The sequence below is a fragment of the Streptomyces sp. NPDC059957 genome (genome assembly GCF_042730015.1).
Taxonomy (GTDB): Bacteria; Actinomycetota; Actinomycetes; order Streptomycetales; family Streptomycetaceae; genus Streptomyces.
On record NZ_JBHWMB010000018.1, the window covers coordinates 100,095 to 121,505 of the forward strand.

19 protein-coding genes are annotated in these 21,411 nt (G+C 70.6%); 10 read left to right on the forward strand and 9 right to left on the reverse strand.

Annotated features, from left to right (window positions below; genetic code table 11):
• Positions 1-490 precede the first annotated feature (490 nt).
• Together ACFWBW_RS14875 and ACFWBW_RS14880 are read left to right on the forward strand one after the other, a co-directional pair.
• Positions 491-1,318, forward strand: coding sequence for a polysaccharide deacetylase family protein (locus tag ACFWBW_RS14875; RefSeq protein WP_385372253.1), 828 nt, complete (start codon positions 491-493; stop codon positions 1,316-1,318).
• A gap of 169 nt (positions 1,319-1,487) precedes the next feature.
• Positions 1,488-2,117 (forward strand): hypothetical protein, encoded by a 630-nt coding sequence (locus ACFWBW_RS14880; RefSeq protein WP_385372256.1) that lies wholly within the window; start codon positions 1,488-1,490, stop codon positions 2,115-2,117.
• Between the two features lie 204 nt (positions 2,118-2,321).
• Here the strand turns inward: ACFWBW_RS14880 and ACFWBW_RS14885 are convergent, their stop codons facing one another.
• The 3 genes from ACFWBW_RS14885 to ACFWBW_RS14895 form a co-directional block, all read right to left on the reverse strand.
• Positions 2,322-3,635 carry an extracellular solute-binding protein gene (locus tag ACFWBW_RS14885; RefSeq protein WP_385372258.1) on the reverse strand — a complete coding sequence of 438 codons (1,314 nt, stop codon included), beginning with the start codon at positions 3,633-3,635 and terminating at the stop codon, positions 2,322-2,324.
• A gap of 307 nt (positions 3,636-3,942) precedes the next feature.
• Positions 3,943-4,560 (reverse strand): SMI1/KNR4 family protein, encoded by a 618-nt coding sequence (locus ACFWBW_RS14890; protein WP_385372260.1) that lies wholly within the window; start codon positions 4,558-4,560, stop codon positions 3,943-3,945.
• A gap of 61 nt (positions 4,561-4,621) precedes the next feature.
• Positions 4,622-5,095 carry a DUF192 domain-containing protein gene (locus ACFWBW_RS14895; protein WP_385372263.1) on the reverse strand — a complete coding sequence of 158 codons (474 nt, stop codon included), beginning with the start codon at positions 5,093-5,095 and terminating at the stop codon, positions 4,622-4,624.
• Between the two features lie 125 nt (positions 5,096-5,220).
• On the opposite strand from ACFWBW_RS14895, the gene ACFWBW_RS14900 reads away from it, so the two are divergent.
• Positions 5,221-6,918: a hypothetical protein gene (locus ACFWBW_RS14900; protein WP_385372266.1), complete on the forward strand. Its 1,698-nt coding sequence runs from the start codon at positions 5,221-5,223 to the stop codon at positions 6,916-6,918.
• A 334-nt stretch (positions 6,919-7,252) separates the two neighbouring features.
• Here ACFWBW_RS14900 and mgrA read toward each other — a convergent pair whose 3' ends face one another.
• On the reverse strand, positions 7,253-8,290 hold the full coding sequence (gene mgrA / locus ACFWBW_RS14905; protein ID WP_385372269.1) for an L-glyceraldehyde 3-phosphate reductase: 1,038 nt from the start codon (positions 8,288-8,290) through the stop codon (positions 7,253-7,255).
• Between the two features lie 140 nt (positions 8,291-8,430).
• Here mgrA and ACFWBW_RS14910 point away from each other — a divergent pair, with 140 nt between their 5' ends.
• The 6 genes from ACFWBW_RS14910 to ACFWBW_RS14935 all read left to right on the forward strand — a co-directional run bounded on the left by ACFWBW_RS14910 (position 8,431) and on the right by ACFWBW_RS14935 (position 15,059).
• Complete coding sequence (locus ACFWBW_RS14910; protein ID WP_327254716.1) at positions 8,431-9,204, forward strand: isoprenyl transferase; 774 nt, start codon at positions 8,431-8,433, stop codon at positions 9,202-9,204.
• Between the two features lie 415 nt (positions 9,205-9,619).
• Positions 9,620-10,936 carry a PhoH family protein gene (locus ACFWBW_RS14915; protein ID WP_385372272.1) on the forward strand — a complete coding sequence of 439 codons (1,317 nt, stop codon included), beginning with the start codon at positions 9,620-9,622 and terminating at the stop codon, positions 10,934-10,936.
• 437 nt (positions 10,937-11,373) lie between these two features.
• Complete coding sequence (locus ACFWBW_RS14920) at positions 11,374-12,072, forward strand: transglycosylase SLT domain-containing protein (protein ID WP_385372275.1); 699 nt, start codon at positions 11,374-11,376, stop codon at positions 12,070-12,072.
• A gap of 146 nt (positions 12,073-12,218) precedes the next feature.
• Positions 12,219-13,562 carry an AI-2E family transporter gene (locus ACFWBW_RS14925; protein WP_385372277.1) on the forward strand — a complete coding sequence of 448 codons (1,344 nt, stop codon included), beginning with the start codon at positions 12,219-12,221 and terminating at the stop codon, positions 13,560-13,562.
• Positions 13,546-14,316, forward strand: coding sequence for a hypothetical protein (locus ACFWBW_RS14930; RefSeq protein WP_385372280.1), 771 nt, complete (start codon positions 13,546-13,548; stop codon positions 14,314-14,316). Before ACFWBW_RS14925 ends, ACFWBW_RS14930 begins: the two co-directional genes overlap by 17 nt.
• Positions 14,317-14,366: 50 nt before the next feature.
• Positions 14,367-15,059, forward strand: coding sequence for a hypothetical protein (locus tag ACFWBW_RS14935; protein WP_385372283.1), 693 nt, complete (start codon positions 14,367-14,369; stop codon positions 15,057-15,059).
• A 90-nt stretch (positions 15,060-15,149) separates the two neighbouring features.
• On the opposite strand, the gene ACFWBW_RS14940 is transcribed toward ACFWBW_RS14935, so the two are convergent.
• The gene (locus ACFWBW_RS14940; protein WP_385372286.1) at positions 15,150-15,689 is read right to left on the reverse strand and encodes an alkyl hydroperoxide reductase; all 540 of its coding nucleotides are present in this window, start codon (positions 15,687-15,689) and stop codon (positions 15,150-15,152) included.
• 4 nt (positions 15,690-15,693) lie between these two features.
• Entirely contained in the window at positions 15,694-16,248 is a 555-nt protein-coding gene (locus ACFWBW_RS14945; RefSeq protein WP_385372289.1) for a peroxiredoxin, read from the reverse strand.
• A gap of 134 nt (positions 16,249-16,382) precedes the next feature.
• Here ACFWBW_RS14945 and ACFWBW_RS14950 point away from each other — a divergent pair, with 134 nt between their 5' ends.
• Positions 16,383-17,339, forward strand: a complete 957-nt coding sequence (locus ACFWBW_RS14950) for a hydrogen peroxide-inducible genes activator (protein ID WP_385372292.1) — start codon at positions 16,383-16,385, stop codon at positions 17,337-17,339.
• A gap of 54 nt (positions 17,340-17,393) precedes the next feature.
• Here the strand turns inward: ACFWBW_RS14950 and ACFWBW_RS14955 are convergent, their stop codons facing one another.
• The 3 genes from ACFWBW_RS14955 to ACFWBW_RS14965 are packed head-to-tail and all read right to left on the reverse strand — an operon-like array spanning position 17,394 to position 20,991.
• Positions 17,394-19,787 carry an FtsX-like permease family protein gene (locus ACFWBW_RS14955; protein WP_385372295.1) on the reverse strand — a complete coding sequence of 798 codons (2,394 nt, stop codon included), beginning with the start codon at positions 19,785-19,787 and terminating at the stop codon, positions 17,394-17,396.
• On the reverse strand, positions 19,784-20,470 hold the full coding sequence (locus ACFWBW_RS14960; protein ID WP_266880873.1) for an ABC transporter ATP-binding protein: 687 nt from the start codon (positions 20,468-20,470) through the stop codon (positions 19,784-19,786). Before ACFWBW_RS14960 ends, ACFWBW_RS14955 begins: the two co-directional genes overlap by 4 nt.
• Positions 20,467-20,991, reverse strand: a complete 525-nt coding sequence (locus tag ACFWBW_RS14965; RefSeq protein ID WP_385372299.1) for a PadR family transcriptional regulator — start codon at positions 20,989-20,991, stop codon at positions 20,467-20,469. The genes ACFWBW_RS14960 and ACFWBW_RS14965 overlap by 4 nt, the downstream gene beginning before the upstream one ends.
• Between the last annotated feature and the right edge of the window lie 420 nt (positions 20,992-21,411).

Genomic DNA, 21,411 nt, shown 5'->3' on the forward strand with positions numbered 1-21,411 from the left:
CTTCTTTTCTTACTTTTGTTTTCCGTCGTGGGTTTTCGTTCTCCTCTCCTTTGGTGCCCTTCCCCCCCCCCCCCCCCCTGCCCCACTGTCGTACCCCGGGCGGGGCCGGGCCGGGTGGGCCGGCGTCGGCGGTCGGCCGCGGGCCGGTGGTGGGCCGCTGCGCGGGGCATTCCCCCACCCCGCCCCTTTCCGAAACCGGGGCTCCGCCCCGGACCCTTCGGGGCCTCCGCCCCCGGACCCTGTGGGTGAACCTCCGGCTCGAGCCCGGGTCTTGGGGCCGGGATGTCCGGTATGAGGCCGGTCCGTTCGTCCTCGGTTTCAGTCGGGACGGAATTCGGGACGGAATTCGGGACGATCAAGGACCAAAGTCCTGCAACCCGGAATTTATGGGCCATTCGGCTGGAACCCCGCATCCCCGACCGACGTCCTGACCAGTGCGAGCTCACACGGCGGACGTCGATATGGGGAGTTGAGACAGCACATGGGGTTCATGACGCGCACGCAGATGCGGGGTACGAAGGCACGGATCGCCGTCGTCGGAGCGGTGGTCGCGGTGGCCGCGACCGCGTGGGGGGTTACGGCGCTGGTCGACCCGGGCCACGACATCAACCACCGCCCCGTCTCCCGGCAGTCCGACGACCTGGCGCAGGGGGGTGGCGACGGCGAGCCGAAGGCGCCCGGGAAGCCGGGCGGGCAGGTCCCGGAGGGCATAGCCCACGCGTCGGAGAAGGGCGGCGACGCGGTCAACATCACCATCGACGACGGACCCGACCCCAAGTGGACCCCGAAGGTGCTCGAGGTACTGAAGAAGTACGACGTGAAGGCGGTCTTCTGCATGATCGGGCCGCAGGCCAAGGCCCACCCCGACCTGGTCAAGAAGGTCGTCGCCGGCGGCCACCGGCTCTGCGACCACACGATGGACCACAACACCGGGATGGACAAGAAGCCGCTCGCCTACCAGCAGCAGCAGATCCTCGACGCGAAGAAGCAGATCGAGGACGCCGCGGGCGGCGGAGCCAAGGTGGAGTACTACCGGGCCCCCGGCGGCGCGTTCACCCCCGAGAGCCGGGCCCTGGCAGCCGCCAACGGCATGCGCCCGCTCGGCTGGAACGTCGACACCAAGGACTTCAGCAAGCCGGGCGTCGCGGCGATCGTCGGCACCGTCAAGGCCGAGATAGGCAACGGCCCGACCGTCCTCTTCCACGACGGCGGCGGCGACCGGACCCAGAGCGTCGAGGCCCTCGACCAGGTCCTGGCCTGGCTGAAGGAGCAGGGCCGGCCCACCGGCTTCCCCGTGGTCACCGGCCCCAGCGCCTGACCCGCAGCGGCCGCCTGACATGCCGTCCGGTGGCGAACGGGTGAGGGTCGACGCTCCGGCGGCGCCCGAGGTGTTCCCTGGTCGCGCGCGCAAGCCCGGCCGGATCCCGTACGGGTGAAAGGGCGCCCGGTGTCGTTCCGGCCCGCCGGAGGGTCCCGTTGGTCCGGGCATGAACCGCACCCGCACCGTCGCCCTCGCCCTCGCCGCCGCAGCGGCGGCCCTCGCCCCGGCCCTCTCGGGCGGCGCGGCCACCGCCGCGGACGGCGCGTCCTACCTGCAGGACCCGAGCGGAGGGGACGGGAAGATGAAGTCGCTGTGGACCAAGGACGACATGCACAAGGTGGAGGCTCAGTTCCGCTTCCACCCCGGGATCCAGTACAAGACCGTCACCCGCCCCGGCCCCAAGGGCGCCGAGGAGTACGAGCGCAAGGTCGGCGACCCCACCACCCTGGCCTGGGAGCCCGGATACGAGTTCGCGTGGTCGGTGTCGGATTCGCAGGGGGTCAAGAAGCTGCTGACGACGAAGGACGGCAAGCAGGTGTTCGTCCTGCACGCCGTCCTGCGCGACGCCCGGCGCGGCGAGGTGGCGCAGGTGCGCCAGGAGCTCAAGGACCGGCCCGCGACGGGCCGTACGAAGATCGCCGGCGGCAAGCGCATCACGTGTGACACCGGGAAGTACACGGTGGAATGGTCGGTGACGCGTACCGGCTACGGCACCCTCACCGGGTCCCTGCAGTGGGACTCCAGCTGCGAGCAGTACCGCACGGCCTTCACCCCGAAGAACCAGGGCGCGAGCTAGTCGAGCCGCATGGCCAGGGGGGGCGGGCGAAGGAGGTGGGCCGGCCGCCCCGCGCGCCTTGTGGGCGCTTGCGGGCGACTGGGCCTCGGCCTTGGATCAAGGCCGTACCAGCCATGATGCCGCGCGGGGTGGGGCGCGGCAGGGGGCGAAGGTCCCTTTCGGCAGGGGCTTTCGGGGGTACTTCTGCGGAGGCGGGGCCGCGCGTCAGCGGGCCTTCCTGGCCTCGTTCGCCTTGGAGGCGATCTCCTCGAGGACGGCCTTGGGGTCGCCGCCGGGGTCAACGGCACGGCCGATGTTGCGCTTGATGGTGTCACTGATGACCACCCAGGACGGGTCGTTGACCGGGTAGAGCTGCGCACCGCGCAGGGCGTTCAGGAACTGCAGGTCGTTCTTGTCCATGCCCGAGGCTCCGCCCATCGTCCGGGACGCCGAGACGGTGGACGGCAGCAGGTGGTAGCGGCCGGCGAAGTCCGACAGGTTCTTGTCCCGGTAGACGAACTCCAGGAACTTGCCGATCTCCTCGCGGTGGCCGTTCTGCTTGAAGGCCATCATCCAGTCGGCCACGCCCACGTTCGGCGGGACCTCCCCGGTGTTCAGCATGTCCGAGGCGGGCATCGCGACGGCACCGACCGTGATCCCCTTGGCGCGCGCCTCGTGGGCGAGCTGGGGGTAGCCGTTGAGCATGCCGACCTCGCCGCGCTCGAAGGCGGCGAAGGCGTCGGCGCGGTTGAGCTCGGACGGGGGAACGGGACCGACCAGCCCGGGGGCGACCAGGTGCTCCTTGATCCACTTGAAGGTCATGATGTTCTGCTCGGAGGCCAGGCTGTAGTTGCCGCTGTTGTCGGCGTAGCCGCCGCCGTTGCTGAGCTCCCAGATCATCGCCTCGGCGTGCGCCTCCTCCGGGCCCAGGGGCATCGCGAGCGGGGTCTTCACGCCATCGGCCTTGAGCGCGGTGGCAGCGGCCTTCAGGTCCGCCCAGGTCTTGGGCTTCCAGCCGTCCTTGGAGCCCTTCGGGATGACCCCGGCGTCGGTGAGCAGCTTCTCGTTGTAGAAGAGGAGGCGGCTGCTCGCCACGAAGGGCAGGCCGTAGAGGGTGCTCTGGACGGAGCCGGCGTCGGAGAGGGGCTGCAGGAAGTTCGCCTCGGCGCTGACCGAGAGGAGCTCGGGCGCGGAATAGAGCTTGCCCTGCGCGGCGAAGTCCGAGTAGCCGCCCATGAGGGCCATGTCCGGGGCGTTGCCGTCCTTGACCATGCGGGAGACTTCACGGTCGATGTCGGCCCACGGCAGGAGCTGGACCTGGACCTTGATGTCGGGGTTCGAGGCGGTGAAATCAGCCGTCACCTTGTCCCAGAAAACCTTGGAACTGGTGTTGGTCGAGGTGTCGCCGTATTCGGCGGCGACGAGGCGGAGGGTACCGCTGTCATCAGCGCTTCCGCCGGAGCTGCCGCAGCCGGCCAGCGGTATCAGCAGACCGAGCACGACCGTGGTGGCGGCCGCGTCGAAGATTCTTCGTCGCACGGGTGTATTCCCCTGGTTTTCTTTTGAGTCCCGTTATTACTTATGAGTTACTCCGGGCTGCGGTGTCCCTCAGTGGCCCGTTGGCCGGAATTCTCTCCTGAGGGAGGGCGGTTGGTTCCATTGGGTCGACACTTGTGTTCAATGCTCCAAGTGCGGCATTTCAGAATGGTGTTTTCCGATATGTGATCAACAATTCGGACGCGCGTAGACATGCCGAAACACCCGTTTCCGGCCACGGAGCGCGGTGGAACGGGTCGGAAGCCGTCGCAGGGGTGGGGGGAGGGACAGCGGGGGAGCGGGCGGGGTCTCAGTCCGCGAAGTCGCCCGCGTACGGATCGGGCTCGCCCGTTTCGGGGTTGCGCCCCTCCTGCCAGCGGCGCTGGGCTTTGCGCCAGTGCACGAAGCTGAGGTGGCCGCCGTCCCAGAAGGTGATGCTGACCGGGCTCACGTCGAACTCGTCGGAGCACAGCAGGTAGAGGAACTCGGCCATGCCGTACGGGTACACCGCGAAGGAGTCGGCGGTGTGCCGGCCCACCACCAGTACGGGCCAGCGGTCGGGGTCGGGGTCGGTCGTCAGCCAGCACAGGATGTCGGAGCCGCCGGTGACGCCCCAGGCGAGGATCGACTCCGGGTCCACGTCGAAGGCGGCCCGGCCGCCCTCCGCCTCCCAGACCTGGCGGGCATTGGCCGTCTCCTCCGCCATCTGCGCGGGGTCCCACTGGAGTCCGGGCTTGGGCAGCGGAAGCAGCACGCTGGCCTCGCCGTTGATCGAGCCCGCGCCGAAGCGGCCCATGAAGGCGATGAAATCGGCGGGGAAGCGGTTGCCCCAGACGGCCTCGGCCGCCTGCCAGTCGATGTCCTCGTCGGCTCCGTGGGTCGCCGGCATGATCTGCTCCAGCGCTTTGATGCGCGCGTTCTCGGTCATGCCGCTCCCCTGCCACACCCCAGCTCAACCGCCCCAACCTACCGCCGGTGCGGGGCCCCGCCTAGCGCGTGGTGAGACGGACCCGGAGCGGGGAGCCGACGCGCAGCCCCCAGGCGGCCATGGCGCCTGCCTCGGCCTCCAGGACGTGGCGGGCGCGCAGCCGGGGAAGGCCGAGCCGGCCGGGGGCCATGGTGGTCAGCGCGATGACGGTGAGCCGGCGGTCGAGGTGGGCCACGTCGATGGCGAAGCGCATCCGGAAGGTGTGCACGCTCGACGCCGGGGTCAGGAGCATCGCCCCTTCGATGCCGTCCCGCCCGAGCAGGCCGCGGGTGCGGGCCCGGTAGGAGGCGGCCACCTCCACGGGCACCTCCAGAGGCACCTCCACGGGCACCTCCGGGAGCTCCGGGCGCTCCAGCGGCTCCAGGCCCCCCGGATGCCCCGCAGCCTCCGCATGCCCCGCGGGCCTTCCCGGCCCCGCACCCCGGTCGACGTAGAGCGTGGCCCTGCCGTCGCGCCACCGTTCCGTCTTCCCCATGCGGGCCACCCTAGGGGGTGTCGGCAACGCGCCGAGCGGGGTCGCGTACAACCATCGTGCGGCCCGGTGAGTCATGGCATGCGGATTCGTTGATCGAGACAACGAAGCATGTACATGGGGGATTTGTGCGCGGAATCAGCAGCCTGCTGACGGTGGTCGGTACGACAGTGGTCCTCGCGGTGTCCGGCGCGGTGGGGGCCGTGGCCGCGCCGGCTCCCTCGGACGCGCCCGCCGCCGCAGTGACTCCTGCCTCTGCTCCGGCGGGCAAGAAGCCGGCCGCGAGGACCACGGGGGAGAGGGCGGGTCTGCCCCTGCCCATCGTCGAGGTGCTGGGCTTCGACCGGTACCAGGCGACGCTCGACGACACCAACATGGATCCGGTGCGGCTCGACGTCCGCCGGGCCGGCACCACGGAGGTCGTGCAGAGCATCACCACGTTCAAGATGTTTTCCGAGGGCGATTACCGCTACTGGGACAGTGACCCGATCGTGCTGGACGCGGTGGGCTTCTACGAGGTCGACCTGCACGCCAAGGACCCGGTCACCGGTCAGGAAGGCAGCCGGTCCGGCAGCCAGAAGTTCTTCTACGGCCCGGACGCCGTCATCGACATCGCCTCCAGCAAGCAGGAGTTCACCCTCGACAGCCGGGGTGCGGTGGCCACCGGCCGGGTCACGGCCAAGGACCCGAAGACCGGCGCCCGGGTACCGGTGGCCGGTACACGGGTGAAGGTCTACACCTACTCGACGAACTCCTTCACCGGGAAGACCGACGCCGACGGCCGGTACTCCATCCCCTTCTCGGCCACGGGCACGGAGGGCGTTCTGGAGCTGACCGCGGAGTTCGGCGACGACCTGAGCCACAGAGAGGGGCACGCGGCCCTCAAGATCAAGCCGCAGAAGGCCTTCGTGACGATGACCGGGCCGACCAAGGGCCTGACCCTGGACTACGGCTACAACTGGTTCCCGGGCAAGATGACCCGCCTCGCCGACGACGGCACGGTCAAGCCGGTCGGCGCGGGGCACAACACCCACGGGCAGTGCGTCGCCCCCGCGAGCTGCACGAACTACCTCAGCGGGCGTGCCACCAGGGCCGACGGCAGCTTCAGGGTCCTGGCCAGGGTGGAGCAGCCCGGCACCTGGAACGTCTGGACCTACGGGCCCTGGCTGGAGACCTCCACCAGGGGGTCCCTCTCCATCGCCAAGGTCAACAACACCACGCGGATGACCGAGGAGAAGCTGACCACCACCTCCGACGGCAAGCTGCGGTTCACCGGCAAGGCGCTCCTGGTCGACGGCACCATCGAGGCCGACGCGACGATCCTCGTCGAGGCCCTGCGGGCGGACGGCGAGTGGGTGACCGTGCGGACGGCGTCCAGGGCGTTCGGTACGGCCTTCTCCGTGACGGCGGACGTACCGACGTACCAGGCGAACGCCTATCGGCTCAGGGTCCACGGGTCGAAGACGGTCGCTCCGAGCACCGGAACCAAGCTCCTGAAGCCGTCCAGGCTCCACACCTGGTTCGCCCCGGGCAAGCTCCCCCGGACCCTCCCCAAGGGCTCTGCGCTGACGATGAAGGGCACCCTGTACACGCTGACCCCGGAGGGCACGGCCAAGCCGCTCGGGGGGCAGAAGGTGCACTACTTCTTCAAGCCGACGGGTTCCACCACCTGGAAGGAGGTCAGCTCGTCGACGACCGGCTCGACGGGCTACTACCGCAGGTCGGTCATCCCCACCGGCTCCGGTGACTGGCAGGTCCGTTTCACCGACGGCGGCACCACCCGCTTCGGCAACACCACCGACCCCGTCCACGTCACGGTGGGCTAGGCCCCGATCCACCCCCGGCCCCCCCCGACCCACCCCCGGTCCGGGCTTCGGCGTCAAGGCGGCGCACCCGAGGGGGTCCCCCTGGGGAGGGAAGCCGGCACGTTGGCCCGTACGGGCTGCGGCCGGGCGCCGCAAGGGGTGTGGGGCCGTTCCGGCTCTGCGCAGTGCTCCCGGACGGCTGCGGAGCGTAATCGTGTCGCGGTGATGCGCGCAGCAGGCTTTACGAAGGGTTATGGTGGAACCCCCCCCCTCGGGCCGGTCCGTATCCCCCCCACGGACCGGCCCGTTTTTTGTCCCCGTGCAGTGCCGGGGCAGGGTCGGGCAAAGGCGCAGGTCAGCCGCGCTGGGCCCAGATGTTGGCGCCGGGGGTGGAGACCGCGAAGGAGTCGATCTCCTTCAACTCCTGCTCCGACAGCGGTGCACCGGACAGGGAAGCCACGTTCTCCTCGAGCTGCTTCACGCTCGACGCGCCGATCAGCGCCGAGGTCATCCGCTCGTCCCGCAGCACCCAGTTCAGCGCGAGCTGGGCCAGCGTCTGCCCGCGGCGCGCCGCGATCTCGTTCAGCCCGTGCAGCCGCCGCAGGACCTCGTCCGACAGCAGGTCCGGGTTGAGGGACTTGCCCTGGGTGGCCCGCGAGCCCTCCGGGATGCCCTTGAGGTACTTGCCGGTCAGCAGCCCCTGCGCGAGCGGCACGAAGGAGATGCAGCCCATGCCGGCCTCCTCCAGGGTGTCCAGCAGGCCGTCGTCCTCCGTCCAGCGGTTGATCATGGAGTACGAGGGCTGGTGGATGAGGGGACGGATCCCCATCTCCTTCAGCAGCCGGGCCGCCTCCGCCGTCTGCTCCGCGGTGTACGAGGACACGCCCACGTAGAGCGCCTTGCCCTGCTGGACCGCGGACGCCAGCGCGCCCATGGTCTCCTCCAGCGGGGTGTCCGGATCGAAGCGGTGCGAGTAGAAGATGTCGACGTAGTCGACGCCCATCCGCTTCAGCGACGCGTCCAGCGACCCGAGCAGGTACTTGCGGCTGCCCCACTCGCCGTACGGGCCCTCGTGCATGAGGTAGCCGGCCTTGGTGGAGAGGACCAGCTCCTCGCGGTGGGACGCGAAGTCCTGCGCGAAGATCTTGCCGAAGTTCAGCTCGGCCGAGCCGGGGGGCGGGCCGTAGTTGTTCGCCAGGTCGAAGTGGGTGACGCCCAGGTCGAAGGCCCGGCGCAGGATCGCCCGCTGGGATCCGAGGGACTTGTCGTCGCCGAAGTTGTGCCAGAGGCCGAGGGAGATCGCGGGGAGCTTGAGGCCGCTGTGGCCGGTGCGCCGGTACTCCATGGAGTCGTAGCGCGAGGGCTCTGCCCGATAGGGATTGTTTTCAGTCACGTTGTCCTCCCTATCACGGACTTGTGACAGGACCGAGTTGGGTGCCGGATCCCTCTCCGCAGTAATGTGGCGGTCTGTGGAGGACTCGGGGGGACCACCGCATTCCGCACGGGGGTATCGCTCGGAGGGGCTGGAAGATCGTGAAGCTGCGCGACCTGGTACGCCGTCCTGTGTACAGGCTCTACGCACGCCGGGTGGAAGGCCGCATCGACCATGACGAGACGCCCAAGCACATCGGCGTGATCCTGGACGGGAACCGGCGCTGGGCGAAGGCGTCCGGGGGCACGACGGTGCAGGGCCACCAGGCCGGCGCCGACAAGATCTCCGAGATGCTCGGCTGGTGCACCGAGACGGACGTCGAGGTCGTCACCCTGTGGATGCTCTCCACGGACAACCTGGACCGGCCCGAGGTCGAGCTCCGTCCGCTGCTCAACATCATCGAGAACACCGTCCGGGGCCTCGCCGCGGACGGCCGCTGGCGCGTCCACCACGTCGGCAACCTCGACATCCTGCCCGCCGGGACCCAGAGCGTCCTGAAGGAGGCCATGGAGGCCACCCGCGACGTCGACGGGATACTCGTCAACGTCGCGGTCGGCTACGGCGGCCGCCAGGAGATCGCCGACGCGGTCCGCTCGCTCCTGCTGGAGCACGCCTCGAAGGGCACCTCCTTCGAGGAGCTCGCCGAGATCCTCGACATCGAGCACATCGCGGAGCACCTCTACACGCGTGGCCAGCCCGACCCGGACCTGGTGATCCGCACCAGCGGAGAGCAGCGGCTGTCCGGATTCATGCTGTGGCAGAGCGCGCACTCCGAGTACTACTTCTGCGAAGTCTTCTGGCCGGCCTTCCGCAAGGTCGACTTCCTGCGCGCCCTGCGCGACTACGCCGCCCGCCACCGGCGCTACGGCAGCTGACCCACCGGGCAGGGTGCCCGTACGGCACCTGACCTGCAGGTCTCTGACGCCCCCTCGGCACCTCACGGCGCGCCCGGACTCCTCCGTGGCGCGCCGTACCCGTGTTCCCGTACGCCCTTTGCGCCCCCGGGAACCCTCCGCGCGAGGCCTTCACCAGGGATTCACCGAGCGTCCGTCATATGCCATGGCATGGCTGGACCCATTCGGGGAATATCCCTTGCAGGTCGACGCCCGATCCACGGGTGTCGAGTCTCAGCGGACGGCATGGGGCCGTCCGCCCGGGAGGCCCTTTGCACCAGGACGCACGTGCGGTTCGCACGGACGGAGTGGAGGGCCGGAAGTCGGCCCGCGCAGGGGTGCCGATGACCGGTCCGGTCTTCATGGCCCGACCTCATCCGAGGGGGTACGTCCTTCCGTGGTGACCAGCACAAAGAGCCGCCTGCCCGACAGGCGGACCTACGTCCTCGACACCAGCGTCCTGCTGGCAGACCCCAACGCGATCTCCCGCTTCGACGAGCACGAGGTAGTGCTCCCGATCGTGGTGATCACCGAGCTGGAGGCAAAGAGGCACCATCCCGAACTCGGCTACTTCGCCCGCCAGGCCCTGCGCCTGCTCGACGACTTCCGGGTTCGCTACGGACGCCTCGACGCACCCATCCCGCTGGGCGATCTGGGCGGCACCCTGCGCGTCGAGCTCAACCACTCCGATCCGAGCGTCCTGCCCGCCGGTTTCAGGCTGGGGGACAACGATTCGCGGATCCTCGCGGTCGCTCGCAACCTCCAGGCCGAGGGCTACGACGTCACGGTCGTCTCGAAGGACCTCCCCCTGCGCATCAAGGCCTCCTCCGTGGGGCTGATCGCCGAGGAGTACCGCGCGGAGCTCGCGATCACCGATGCCGGCTGGACCGGCATGAGCGAGCTGGCACTCTCCGGGGAGCAGGTGGACCTCCTCTTCTCCGAGGACCGGCTCTACGTACCGGAGGCCGCGGAACTTCCCGTGCACACCGGGCTGGTCCTCCAGTCCGAGCGCGGCAAGGCGCTGGGCCGGGTCACGGCCGACGGCAACGTGAAGCTCGTACGGGGCGACCGCGAGGCCTTCGGGCTGCACGGCCGCAGCGCCGAGCAGCGGATCGCGCTCGACCTCCTGCTCGACCCCGAGATCGGGATCATCTCGATGGGCGGCCGGGCCGGCACCGGAAAGTCGGCGCTGGCGCTGTGCGCGGGGCTGGAGGCCGTACTGGAGCGGAGGCAGCACCAGAAGGTGATGGTCTTCCGGCCGCTGTACGCGGTCGGCGGCCAGGACCTCGGCTACCTCCCCGGGGACGCCTCCGAGAAGATGAGCCCCTGGGCCCAGGCGGTGTTCGACACCCTCTCGGCGGTCGCCGGGCGCGCGGTCATCGAGGAGGTGCTCAACCGCGGGATGCTGGAGGTCCTGCCGCTCACGCACATCCGCGGCCGCTCGCTGCACGACGCGTTCGTGATCGTGGACGAGGCACAGTCGCTGGAGCGCAACGTCCTGCTGACCGTTCTGTCCCGTATCGGGGCCAATTCGCGGGTGGTTCTCACCCACGACGTGGCCCAGCGGGACAACCTGCGGGTCGGCCGGTACGACGGAGTCGTCGCCGTGGTCGAGAAGCTGAAGGGCCATCCGCTCTTCGCTCACGTCACGTTGACCCGTTCGGAACGCTCCCCGATCGCCGCGCTGGTCACCGAAATGCTGGAGAACCTGTAGGGCCCGGCCACCGGTCCACGCGGGCCGCAAACCAGGTAAAACACCCATAGCGGGAAGGCGAGTTGGCGCCGCCCGGCAAAGGCCAGAGAGCCTAGCCGGGCGGCGCCTCCACGCACAGGGGTTTGCTCGAACCAGTGGCGACATGCCAGGTGTGACCTTTCCCACGCAACGGAGAATTGCCCTGCGGCGTCGAGGTCCGGCAGAGTCTGTTTTCCGTCAGGCCCCGCATACGGCACACCTGTATCTCCCGTGAGATGCGCGCAGTACCGCTAACTCCACAATCGATCGCCGTATGCCGCCCGGAGCATCACGCGGCACTCCCGCAAGGGAGTTGCCCACGGGCCCGCGCCTCCAGTGACCGAACCACCACGGAGGCCAGTGTCGAGGGCACTATTGCGCCCGCTCGGTCACTGCGGACGCTGCTGGAAGGAAACCGTGTGAGCCGGATCTCGGTTCGGGGATTCGCTGTGGCTTCGGCCACCGCTGTCACCACCGTCGGCGCCGTCGTGGGTGTTGCCACTGGCGACCCCGCCTCGAACGATCTCGAGACGACCGCGTCCGGGATGACTCTCCTCACTGACATCCCGGTCAGCGAGCAGGCGCAGGTTCAGAACGCGTCCCTGACGCAGCAGGCCGACACCATCGCCCACGCGGCCGACACCGACGCCAAGCGCTCGGCGGAGGAAGCGGCCCGCATCCAGGCCGCCCAGGACGCCAAGGCGAAGAAGGCCGAGGCGCAGAAGGCCGCGGACGACAAGGCGAAGAAGGAGCGCGAGGAGCGGGAGCAGGCTGCCAGCCGTTCCAACCCCCGCGACGGATCCTCCTTCACCCCCCAGGCGTCCTACACGGTCGCCCAGGTCAAGGCGATCGCCAAGCAGATGGTTCCGGCGGGGCAGTTCCAGTGCTTCTCCAACATCATCAACCGGGAATCCACCTGGAACTACCTGGCCGTGAACAAGTCCTCGGGCGCCTACGGCCTCGTCCAGGCGCTGCCCGGTTCGAAGATGGCCTCGGCGGGCGCCGACTGGCGCACCAACCCCGCCACGCAGATCGAGTGGGGTCTGAACTACATGAACTCCCGCTACGGCAGCCCGTGCGGAGCCTGGAACTTCCACCAGGCCAACCACTGGTACTAGCCAACCCGGAACTCCGGTTCGAGAGCGCGCCCGCGCACCTCAACCCCGAAGAGCCCCGCACCGTCCTACGGTGCGGGGCTCCTCGCGTGTACGGTCTTTCGAGGTGTGCCCCGGCACGCGGGTCCAGGGCGGGGGAAGGGAACGACATGGCGAAGACAGGCTGGCTCGGTGTGCTCGGCAGGAGGCTGAGCCATGTCGAGGCCCGGCTCGCGGAGCGGCGCGCCGAGGTCGAGGCCGAGACCTCCGACCCCGCGCCCTCCCCGGCTCCCGCCTCCCCGGCTCCCGCGACCCGGGGCACCGAACACGCGGGCTACGCCACCCCCGTGCGCCCCGACCCCGTGTCCGTCATCCCGTGGGGCATGCGCGTCGCCGCGGAGGCGAGCTGGCGGCTGCTGCTGCTCGCCGGGATGCTCTGGGTCCTGATGCGGGTGATCAGCGAAGTCCGCCTGGTCGTCCTCGCCTTCGCCGCCGCCCTCCTGGTCACCGCGCTGCTCCAGCCCTTCGTGGTCCGGCTGCGCCGCCTCGGGATGCCCCGCGGGCTGGCCACGGCCGTCACCGCGATCCTCGGGTTCGTGGTCATCGGGCTGGTCGGCTGGTTCGTGGTCTGGCAGGTCATGGACAACCTGGACCAGCTCTCCGAACGGCTGCGCGAAGGCATCAACGAACTCAAACTCTGGGCACTGGACAGTCCGTTCCACGTGACCGAGAAGCAGATCAACGACATCGCGAAGAACCTCAGCGAGACCATCGGCACCAACACCGAGCAGATCACCTCCGCCGGCCTGCAAGGCGTCACGGTCCTCGTCGAAGTGCTGACGGGCATGCTGCTCGCGATGTTCTCCACGCTCTTCCTGCTCTACGACGGCAAGCGCATCTGGACCTGGACCACCGGCCTGCTCCCCGCGGCCGCCCGCCCCGGCGTCGCCGGCGCCGGTCCGCGCGCCTGGCGGACCCTGACCGCGTACGTGCGCGGCACGGTCCTGGTGGCCCTCATCGACGCCGTGTTCATCGGTCTCGGCCTGTACTTCCTCGACGTGACGATGGCCGTGCCGCTCGCCGTCTTCATCTTCCTCTTCGCCTTCATCCCGCTCGTCGGCGCGGTGATCTCCGGCGTCCTCGCCGTGGTCGTGGCCCTGGTGACCCAGGGGCCGTTCACCGCGACGATGGTGCTGCTGGTGGTCCTGGCCGTGCAGCAGATCGAGGGCCACGTGCTCCAGCCCTTCATTCTGGGCCGGGCGGTACGGGTCCACCCGCTCGCGGTGGTGCTCTCGGTGGCGGCCGGCGGCCTGATCGCCGGCATCGGCGGAGCGGTGGTCGCCGTTCCGCTGGTCGCCGTCACCAATACGGTGGTCGGGTACCTGCGGGCCTACTCCCGCGAACAGCTTCATCACGGGCTCTCCCCGGTCGGCCCCGGGCCGCACGGCGCGACGGCCCTCGGTCAGAGTGCATCCGAGGCGGAGGAGACACGTACGGGTGATAACGGAGCCTGAGTTTGACGGTGGCTCGTTCGGTCCGCCGGGGCCGGACGGCCTGGCGGAGCCCGAGGGGCCGCAGGGGCAGGAGCACTACGCGGGGTCCCGGCCCCCCGGCCGCCGCCCCTGGCGGTGGGCGCTCGGCGGGGCCCTGCTCGCCTCCGCGCTGTGGGCGGGCGCCTGGTGGACCGCCACCCCGCAGGACGACCGCCCGCCGCTGCGGTACGGGCTGCCCCTGAGCCTGTGCGACGAGGCGAAGCTGCCCGCGCTGGCCCGGCTGGCCGAGGTGATCCGGTGGAACACCACCCCGAAGCTGTTCGAGCACCCCGGGGTGGACCAGGCGTACTGTCAGCTGGGCACCTCGACGGACCCCTCGGAGAAGCCCGGGATCCGGCTCTCGTACAACGTCCAGACCTCGATGTCCCTGCACAAACAGACCGATCCCGAGCCGGAGTTCGGCGCTGTTCCCGCGCCCGCGGGCTGGGTCGGCATGAGCCGCTCGGAACCGCGCTCGGTGCCGGGGCTCGGGGAGCGGGCGCTGATCTGGGAGATGGACTACGAGCATGCGTGGCGGCTCGCCGTCCTCGACGGGGGTGCGGTGTTCACCGTCGACGTGACGGTGTGGGAGTTCGGCCCGGACGAGGTCGACGGCGACGGCAATCCGGTCTCCGGCTCCGGGCCGGAGCAAGATCCGCCGAAGCCCGATTCGGACGCGGTCCAGGCTGCGATGATCGACGACATGCACGGCCTGATGAAGGCGCTGCGCAGGTAGGCGTGGCTCGCGCCGCGGGCGCGGGGACGCGGGGGACGGGGGACACGGGGATGATCGGCGAGCCCGAGATCGACGGGGGCTGGGAGACGGCGGAGCAGGTGCGGGAGGCCGCACCGGACCTTCCGGACGAGCGCGTACGGGCGCCGCGCAGGCCGTGGTGGTGGGCGCTGGGCGGAATGGTGGCCGCCTCGGCGGTGTGGGCGGGCACGCTGGCCGCGCAGGACCGTTTCGCCGACACGCCGCGCATGGATTACCGGCACTCCGCCAACCTGTGCCGGGACGCCCCGCTCAAGTTGCTCGGCGAAGTCGCCGGCAAGGCCTTCGAGGACAACGAGACCAGCCGGGGCGAGAGCCCCGCGCAGGACTGGGCGTCCTGCCGGTTCGGCCACATGTACGAGGAAGAGTCCGCCTCGTACGGGGCCCATGTGCTGGTCGAGCTGCACAAGAAGACCGACCCCGGGCCGGAGTTCGCCACCGGCCCCGGGGGCGGCAGCACCTATCTGCGGATGGACCCCGGGGAGCGTCGCGAGGTGCCGGGCCTGGGTGACCGCGCGGTGCTCGACCGGTCCTACGGGGACGACGGGGACCGGTTGACCGTGCTGGACGGCGGGGCGGTCTTCACCCTGACCGTGGAGTGGTACCCCGGCGAAGGGGAGGGCTCGGACGCCGAAGTCGACGTGGACGCGGTCGAGGCGGCGATGATCGAGGACGTGCGGGCGCTGATGGCGAAGCTGCGGAAGTAGGTCCCGCCGTCGCCGCACGGCTGCCCTGGTGCGCGAAAGGGCCCCCGCGGCCGGGAGCGGCTGCGGGGGCCCTTCGTCGTGCTCGGGGTGTCACTCGCCGGCGAGGGCGGCCTCGGCATCGAGGGTGACGGCGACGGCCTGGATCACCGAAGCGATCTTGAAGGCCTCCTGGACCGTCTCGCGGTCCACGCCGGCCTTGCGCAGGACCTGCTCGTGCGAGTCCAGGCACTGGCCGCAGCCGTTGATCGCGGAGACGGCGAGCGACCACAGCTCGAAGTCGACCTTCTCCACGCCGGGGTTGCCGATGACGTTCATCCGCAGGCCCGCGCGCAGGTTGCCGTACTCCGCGTCGGAGAGCAGGTGGCGGGTGCGGTAGAAGACGTTGTTCATCGCCATGACCGCGGCGGCCGCCTTGGCGGCGGTGTACGCCTCGGGAGACAGGGCCGCCTTGGCCTCCGGCTCCAGCTCACGCAGGACGCGCGGGGAGCGCGCGGCGATGGCGCAGGACAGGACGGTGCCCCACAGCTGCTGCTGCGTCAGGGAGTCCTGGTTGCCGATGACCGAACCCAGGTTCAGCTTCAGGTCCTTGGCGAAGTCCGGCAGGGCGGACTTGAGGGAGTCGAGGGACATCGGCTCACTCACCGGCCAGCAGCGCGCCGGCGTCGATCGTGCTCTCGCCCTTGTTCCAGTTGCAGGGGCACAGCTCGTCGGTCTGCAGGGCGTCGAGGACCCGCAGGACCTCCTTGGGGTTCCGGCCGACGGAACCGGCGGTCACCATGGAGAACTGGATCTCGTTGTTCGGGTCCACGATGAAGACGGCACGCATCGGGAGACCGTCGGAGCCGAGGATCCCGAGGTCGGCGCAGAGCTCGCGCTTGATGTCGGACATCATCGGGAAGGGCAGGTCACGCAGGTCGGCGTGGTCCTTGCGCCAGGCGTGGTGCACGTACTCGGAGTCGAGCGAGAAGCCGAGGATCTGGGCGTCACGATCGGCGAACTCGTCGTTCAGCTTGCCGAAGGCGGCGATCTCCGTCGGGCACACGAAGGTGAAGTCGAGCGGCCAGGAGAACATGATCTTCCACTTGCCCTCGTAGGTCTTGTGGTCGATCTGCGCGAACTCGGCTCCGGCGTCGAGCGAGACACAAGCGGTCAGGTCGTAGGTGGGGAACTGGTCGCCGACAGTGAGCACGCGCTCTCCTTGCGGAAAGGAAAGCGACCCTTTTGGGGGCTTTCCGGGGGGTTGGACGTGTCTCACATGCTGACACAGCCGCATTGATTGCAGAAATAGCTACGCTAGTGAACAGTGATCGGAGGTGCCTATCAATGGCCGTGGTGGCAGTGGGCAACAGGGGAACGAAGCAGCCGACGCTCGCACAGCTGCGGGCCTTCGTCGCCGTGGCCGAGCAGCTCCACTTCCGGGAAGCGGCCGCCGCGATCGGGATGAGCCAGCCCGCGCTCTCCGGGTCCGTGTCCGCCCTGGAGGAGGCGCTCGGGGTCCGGCTGCTGGAGCGGACCACGCGCAAGGTGCTGCTCACGCCCGCCGGGGAGCGGATCGCGGGCCGCGCGCGGGCCGTGCTCGACGCGATGGGCGGACTGCTGGAGGAGGCCGAGGCGGTACGGGCCCCCTTCACCGGGGTGCTGCGGTTCGGGGTGATCCCCACCGTGGCCCCGTACCTGCTGCCGACCGTGCTCGGACTCTTCCACCGGCGCTACCCCCGGCTCGACCTCCAGGTGCATGAGGAGCAGACGGCCTCACTGCTGGAGGGGCTGGCCGGCGGGCGGCTCGACCTGCTCCTGCTCGCCGTACCGCTCGGGGTGCCCGGCGTCACCGAACTGCCGCTCTTCGACGAGGACTTCGTCCTGCTCGCGCCGCGCGATCACCCGCTGGCCGGCCGCAAGGACATCCCGCGCGAGGAACTGCGCGGACTGCAGTTGCTCCTCCTCGACGAGGGGCACTGCCTGCGCGACCAGGCCCTCGACATCTGCCACGACGCCGGCCGCACCGCCGGGGCGGACGTCACCACGACCGCCGCCGGGCTGTCCACCCTCGTGCAACTGGTCGCCGGGGGGCTCGGCGTCACGCTGCTGCCGCGCACCGCGCTGCGCCTGGAGACCGCCCGCAACGAGCACCTGGCCACCGGGTACTTCGCCGAGCCGGCGCCCTCGCGGCGGATCGCGCTGGCCATGCGGACGGGCACGGCCCGCGAGGAGGAGTTCCGTGCCGTCGCCGACGCGCTGCGCGAAGCAGTACGCCCGCTCCCCGTCTGGCTGACGGACTAGGCCGTCTCTTTCGGATCTTGGAGCGGGCGTACGGGGCTGCGTGCGCGGGCCGGGCTACTCCGTGCGCAGCCCGTCCGGGCGCATCAGGCGCAGCAGCGGCGGCAGGCTGAGCAGGGTCACCAGGACGGCCACGCCCCCGCCGATGCCGATCATCGACAGGATCGAGGTCCAGTCGATCCGGAGGGTGACGGAGGCCATCTGCATCAGCACCACGCCGAGGGCCACTCCGACCACCGTGGCCAGGGCCAGGCCCAGGCCGATCGGCAGGGCGGTCTGCCAGAACACCGACATGCTCAGCGTGGAGCGCTTCGTGCCGAAGGCGACCAGCGCCGACAGCAGCTTCTTGCGCTCGCGCAACTGCTCCAGCTGGGAGATCAGCAGGCTGGCGCCGATCAGCATCAGGACGCAGGTGGAGCCGACGAAGAGGCCCGTGCGGATGGAGGAGTACCGGCTCGAGACCTCGATGGCCTGCATGGTCATGGAGACGGCCAGCGGATCGGCCTTGAAGGCCGCCGTGCGGGCCAGCTCCAGGGCGTCGGGCTGCTTCGGGTCCAGCTTCACGTACACCTGCGAGGTCTGGAAGTCGCCCAGCGCCTTCGGGGCCGCGGCCGGGGTGACGAGCAGGCCGCTGCGCAGCGAGCCGTTCGGGTCCTTGCGGGCCGGTGCGGTCTTCGCGTCGGCGGGCACCGTCCATGCGGTGGGCGGGGCGCCCTCGCTGCCGTGGACGTTTCCCGCGAACAGCTTCTCGCCCGGCCGGGCGGTGTCACCGTCCATGCCCCCGGAGTCAGCGGCGCCGGTGAGGACGAAGGCGTCGCCGTCCTTGCAGGAGGGCAGGTTGCCCACTTCCCTGAGGGCGGCGCAGGTGCCGATCGTCAGGGAGATCGACTTGTCCTCGTAGGACGTGCCGGGGGTGCGCGCGGCCTGGGTGGAGGTCAGGGCGACGGCCTGGGTGACGCCCTCGGCCCCGGCCAGCTGCCGGCCGACGGCCTCCACGCCCTCGGAGGAGCGCATGAGGATGGAGAGCGAGGCCCGGGTCGGGTCCTGGCCGGTCTCCCGGGTGTACGAGGCCTCGGTGCCGGCGAAGAGCATCTGCAGGGCGATGGCTCCGGCGACCGCCACCGCGATGCCGTTGACCAGCCGGGCGGCGCTGCCGCTGGTGAGCTGGAGCCGGCGGGAGGCGAGTTGCCAGGAGACCGGGCCCGCGCCGCCGATCCGGCCGACGACCCGTTCCAGCACCCAGGGCAGCAGGACGGTGATGCCGGCGAGGAGCAGGACCACGCCGCCGGAGACCTGCCACTGGTTGAACTGTCCGCCGTCGTTGCCGCGGCCCATCATCGGGGCCAGCAGGCCGATTCCGGCGAGCGGGAGCAGCAGCCGCCACCAGATGCGGCGCCCCCGCGGGGTCGTCGTGCGGACCACGCCCAAAGGCTCGATGACCACGCCGCGCAGGGCGAACAGGGTCACGGCGACGGCCGCGCCGGGTACCGCGATCGCGACGAGCGCGGCCAGCCAGGGGGTCGGGTTGAGGTCGGCGGCGAAGACGCTGCGCTGGTGGAGGTCCATGGCCGGGGCGAGCTGCCGGGCGGCCAGGAAGAAGCCGGTGCCCAGCACCAGGCCGATCAGAGAGCCGGCCATGGCCTCGCCCGCGGCGATCCGGCGGACCATCCGGCCGTCGGCGCCCACCAGGCGCAGCGCCGCGAGCCGGCGGTCACGGCGGTCGCTGCCGAAGCGCACCGCGGCGGCGATGAACACGCCGACGGGCATCAGCAGGGCGACGAACGTCAGCACCACGAGGAGGGTGAGGACGGGGTCCAGCGCCTCCTTCTGGACGGCGATCTCGAAGGCGGTGACCCGCTTGACGGAGCTGGGCGCGGTCTTCTGGAGTTCGGCGAGCTTGTCGCTCCCCGCGTAGAAGTAGAGGTCGCCGGGGCCCACCAGGCCGGCGTCGCCGATGGTCGCGACGATCTTCCCGTCGAGGCGGTCGCGCAGCAGCTCGCCCTCGCCGGTCTTCATCAGCTTGTCGAGGGCGGGGGAGACGGCCAGTTCTCCGGGGCCGGGGAACTTCTTCAGGCCGGGCGGCAGCGGGGCGTCCGGCCCCTCGGGCTGTACGAGCCGTCCGTCGACCCCGTAACCGCGGTACGACTGGTCCGCGTCCACGATCAGCAGGGTGTCGCGGCCGGCGTCCCGGATTTGGGGTGCGCCGGACGTCTGACGCGCCTCGCCGCGCGCGTCGCGCGCCGCCATGGCGCTCGGGATCGCGCTGGTGACGAGCAGCAGTGCGACGCCGAGGCCGACGCCGACGCCGGTGAGGAGGGTGCGGGTCCAGCCCTCGCGGCCGCCGCCGAAGGCGAAGCGGGCGCCGAGAGCGAGGTCGCGCATCCAGACGGCGAGCGCGCTCCCACCGGGGCCGCCGGGTTCGCCGGGCTTGCTGTGGGTCCCGTGACTCATACCGCGCGCTCCATGTCGCGGGACTTGCCGTCGCGTACGACGATCTCGCGGTCGGAGTACGCGGCCACGCGGGTCTCGTGCGTGACGAGGACGACGGCGGCGTTCGTGGACCGGGCGGCCTCGGTGAGCAGCTGCATGACGAGCTCCCCGTTGAGGGAGTCGAGGGCGCCGGTGGGCTCGTCGGCGAAGATCAGCCGGGGGTTGGTGACGAGGGAGCGGGCGACGGCGACGCGCTGGCCCTGGCCGCCGGAGACCTCGCCGGGGCGCTTGCCGCCGAGGTCGTCGACCTGGAGCCGCTCCATCCATTCCAGGGCGGTGCGTTCGGCCTGCTTGCGCTTCACGCCGGTGAGGCGGAGCGGCAGGGCGACGTTCTCGACGCAGGTGAGCTCGGGGACGAGCTGGCCGAACTGGAAGACGAAGCCGAACTCGCCGCGGCGCAGGGCGCTGCGCTCGGCGTCGTTCATGGCGGACAGCTCGCGTCCGGCGTAGGTGATGGTGCCGGAGTCCGGGGTGACGATCCCGGCGAGGCAGTGCAGCAGGGTCGACTTCCCGGACCCGGAGGGGCCCATGATCGCGACGACCTCGCCGGCGTGGATGGAGAACTCGGCGCCGTCGAGAGCGTGGGTGGTGCCGTAGGTCTTGCGGAGGTCCGTGGCGCTGAGCAGCGTGCCGGCCGGGGTCATCGGCGTATCTCCTGGGCGAGCTGGTCGAGGCGGGCGGCGGTGAGTTCGAGCCACCGCAGGTCCGCTTCGAGGTGGAACAGGGCGTGGTCGCAGACCAGCTGGTCGGCGAGATCACCCTTGCGCTTGCGGTGGGTGAGGATGCGCATCAGGCGCAGGTGCTCGGCGCGCTGGGTGTCCAGCAGCTCCTGGGCGCTGCGGCCGGTGAGGAGGGCGAGGACGACCTTGGTGTAGAGGGTCGACTGGAGGTACGGCTCGGGCTTCTCGGGCTGGGCGAGCCAGCCCTCGACGTCGGTGATGCCGGCGTCGGTGATCGCGTACCGCTTGCGCTCGGGGCCGCCGCCGCTCTCCACTCCGTCGACCTCGACCAGACCGTTCTTCAGCAGCCGGGACATGGTCGAGTAGACCTGCCCGTAGGCGAGGGGCCGGTCGTGGCCGAATCTCTCGTCGAAGGTGCGCTTGAGGTCGTAACCGTGCCGGGGGCCGGCCTCCAGGAGGCCGAGGAGTGCGTGACTGATGGACATGCGGAGGACTATACACGCCGTGTATACGCTCGGTGTATACACGCGGTGCAGAGATGATCTTCGGGGGTTTTGCGACCTTTTCGGGGGACCGGTGGGCGTGCGGAGCGCGGCTCGGGGCGGGGGCCTGGGGATGGCGGCCGTCGGCACGGAGGCCGGGGGCGGCTTCGGCCGTTCGAAGGGCCGCGGCGCTACCCGGCGGGTTCCGGCCGGGCCTGGTGCGAAGTCGCGGTCCGGGGCCTGGGAGAGGGTGCGGTCCGGGCTCCGGGCGGGCTGGTCCCGTACGGGGCGAGCCGTGCGAGTGCCGGCCCGTACGGCCGGGCGGGGCCGGTCGGGCCGACCGTGAGCGGATCGTCGTGGGCGCCGGGGTGGCGCCGGAGCCGCGGTGGCCGCTGTCGGTGGCGGATGAGCCCGCCGCTCTCG

Coding starts and splice junctions, on each gene's coding strand:
- ACFWBW_RS14890 (WP_385372260.1), bottom strand. CDS start 4,560: ATGACCGAGAACGCGCGCATCAAAGCGCTGGAGCAGATCATGCCGGCG.
- ACFWBW_RS14960 (WP_266880873.1), bottom strand. CDS start 20,470: ATGACCCCGGCCGGCACGCTGCTCAGCGCCACGGACCTCCGCAAGACC.
- ACFWBW_RS14875 (WP_385372253.1), top strand. CDS start 491: ATGACGCGCACGCAGATGCGGGGTACGAAGGCACGGATCGCCGTCGTC.
- ACFWBW_RS14880 (WP_385372256.1), top strand. CDS start 1,488: ATGAACCGCACCCGCACCGTCGCCCTCGCCCTCGCCGCCGCAGCGGCG.
- ACFWBW_RS14925 (WP_385372277.1), top strand. CDS start 12,219: ATGGCGAAGACAGGCTGGCTCGGTGTGCTCGGCAGGAGGCTGAGCCAT.
- ACFWBW_RS14950 (WP_385372292.1), top strand. CDS start 16,383: ATGGCCGTGGTGGCAGTGGGCAACAGGGGAACGAAGCAGCCGACGCTC.
- ACFWBW_RS14965 (WP_385372299.1), bottom strand. CDS start 20,991: ATGTCCATCAGTCACGCACTCCTCGGCCTCCTGGAGGCCGGCCCCCGG.
- ACFWBW_RS14940 (WP_385372286.1), bottom strand. CDS start 15,689: ATGTCCCTCGACTCCCTCAAGTCCGCCCTGCCGGACTTCGCCAAGGAC.
- ACFWBW_RS14895 (WP_385372263.1), bottom strand. CDS start 5,095: ATGGGGAAGACGGAACGGTGGCGCGACGGCAGGGCCACGCTCTACGTC.
- ACFWBW_RS14935 (WP_385372283.1), top strand. CDS start 14,367: ATGATCGGCGAGCCCGAGATCGACGGGGGCTGGGAGACGGCGGAGCAG.
- ACFWBW_RS14955 (WP_385372295.1), bottom strand. CDS start 19,787: ATGAGTCACGGGACCCACAGCAAGCCCGGCGAACCCGGCGGCCCCGGT.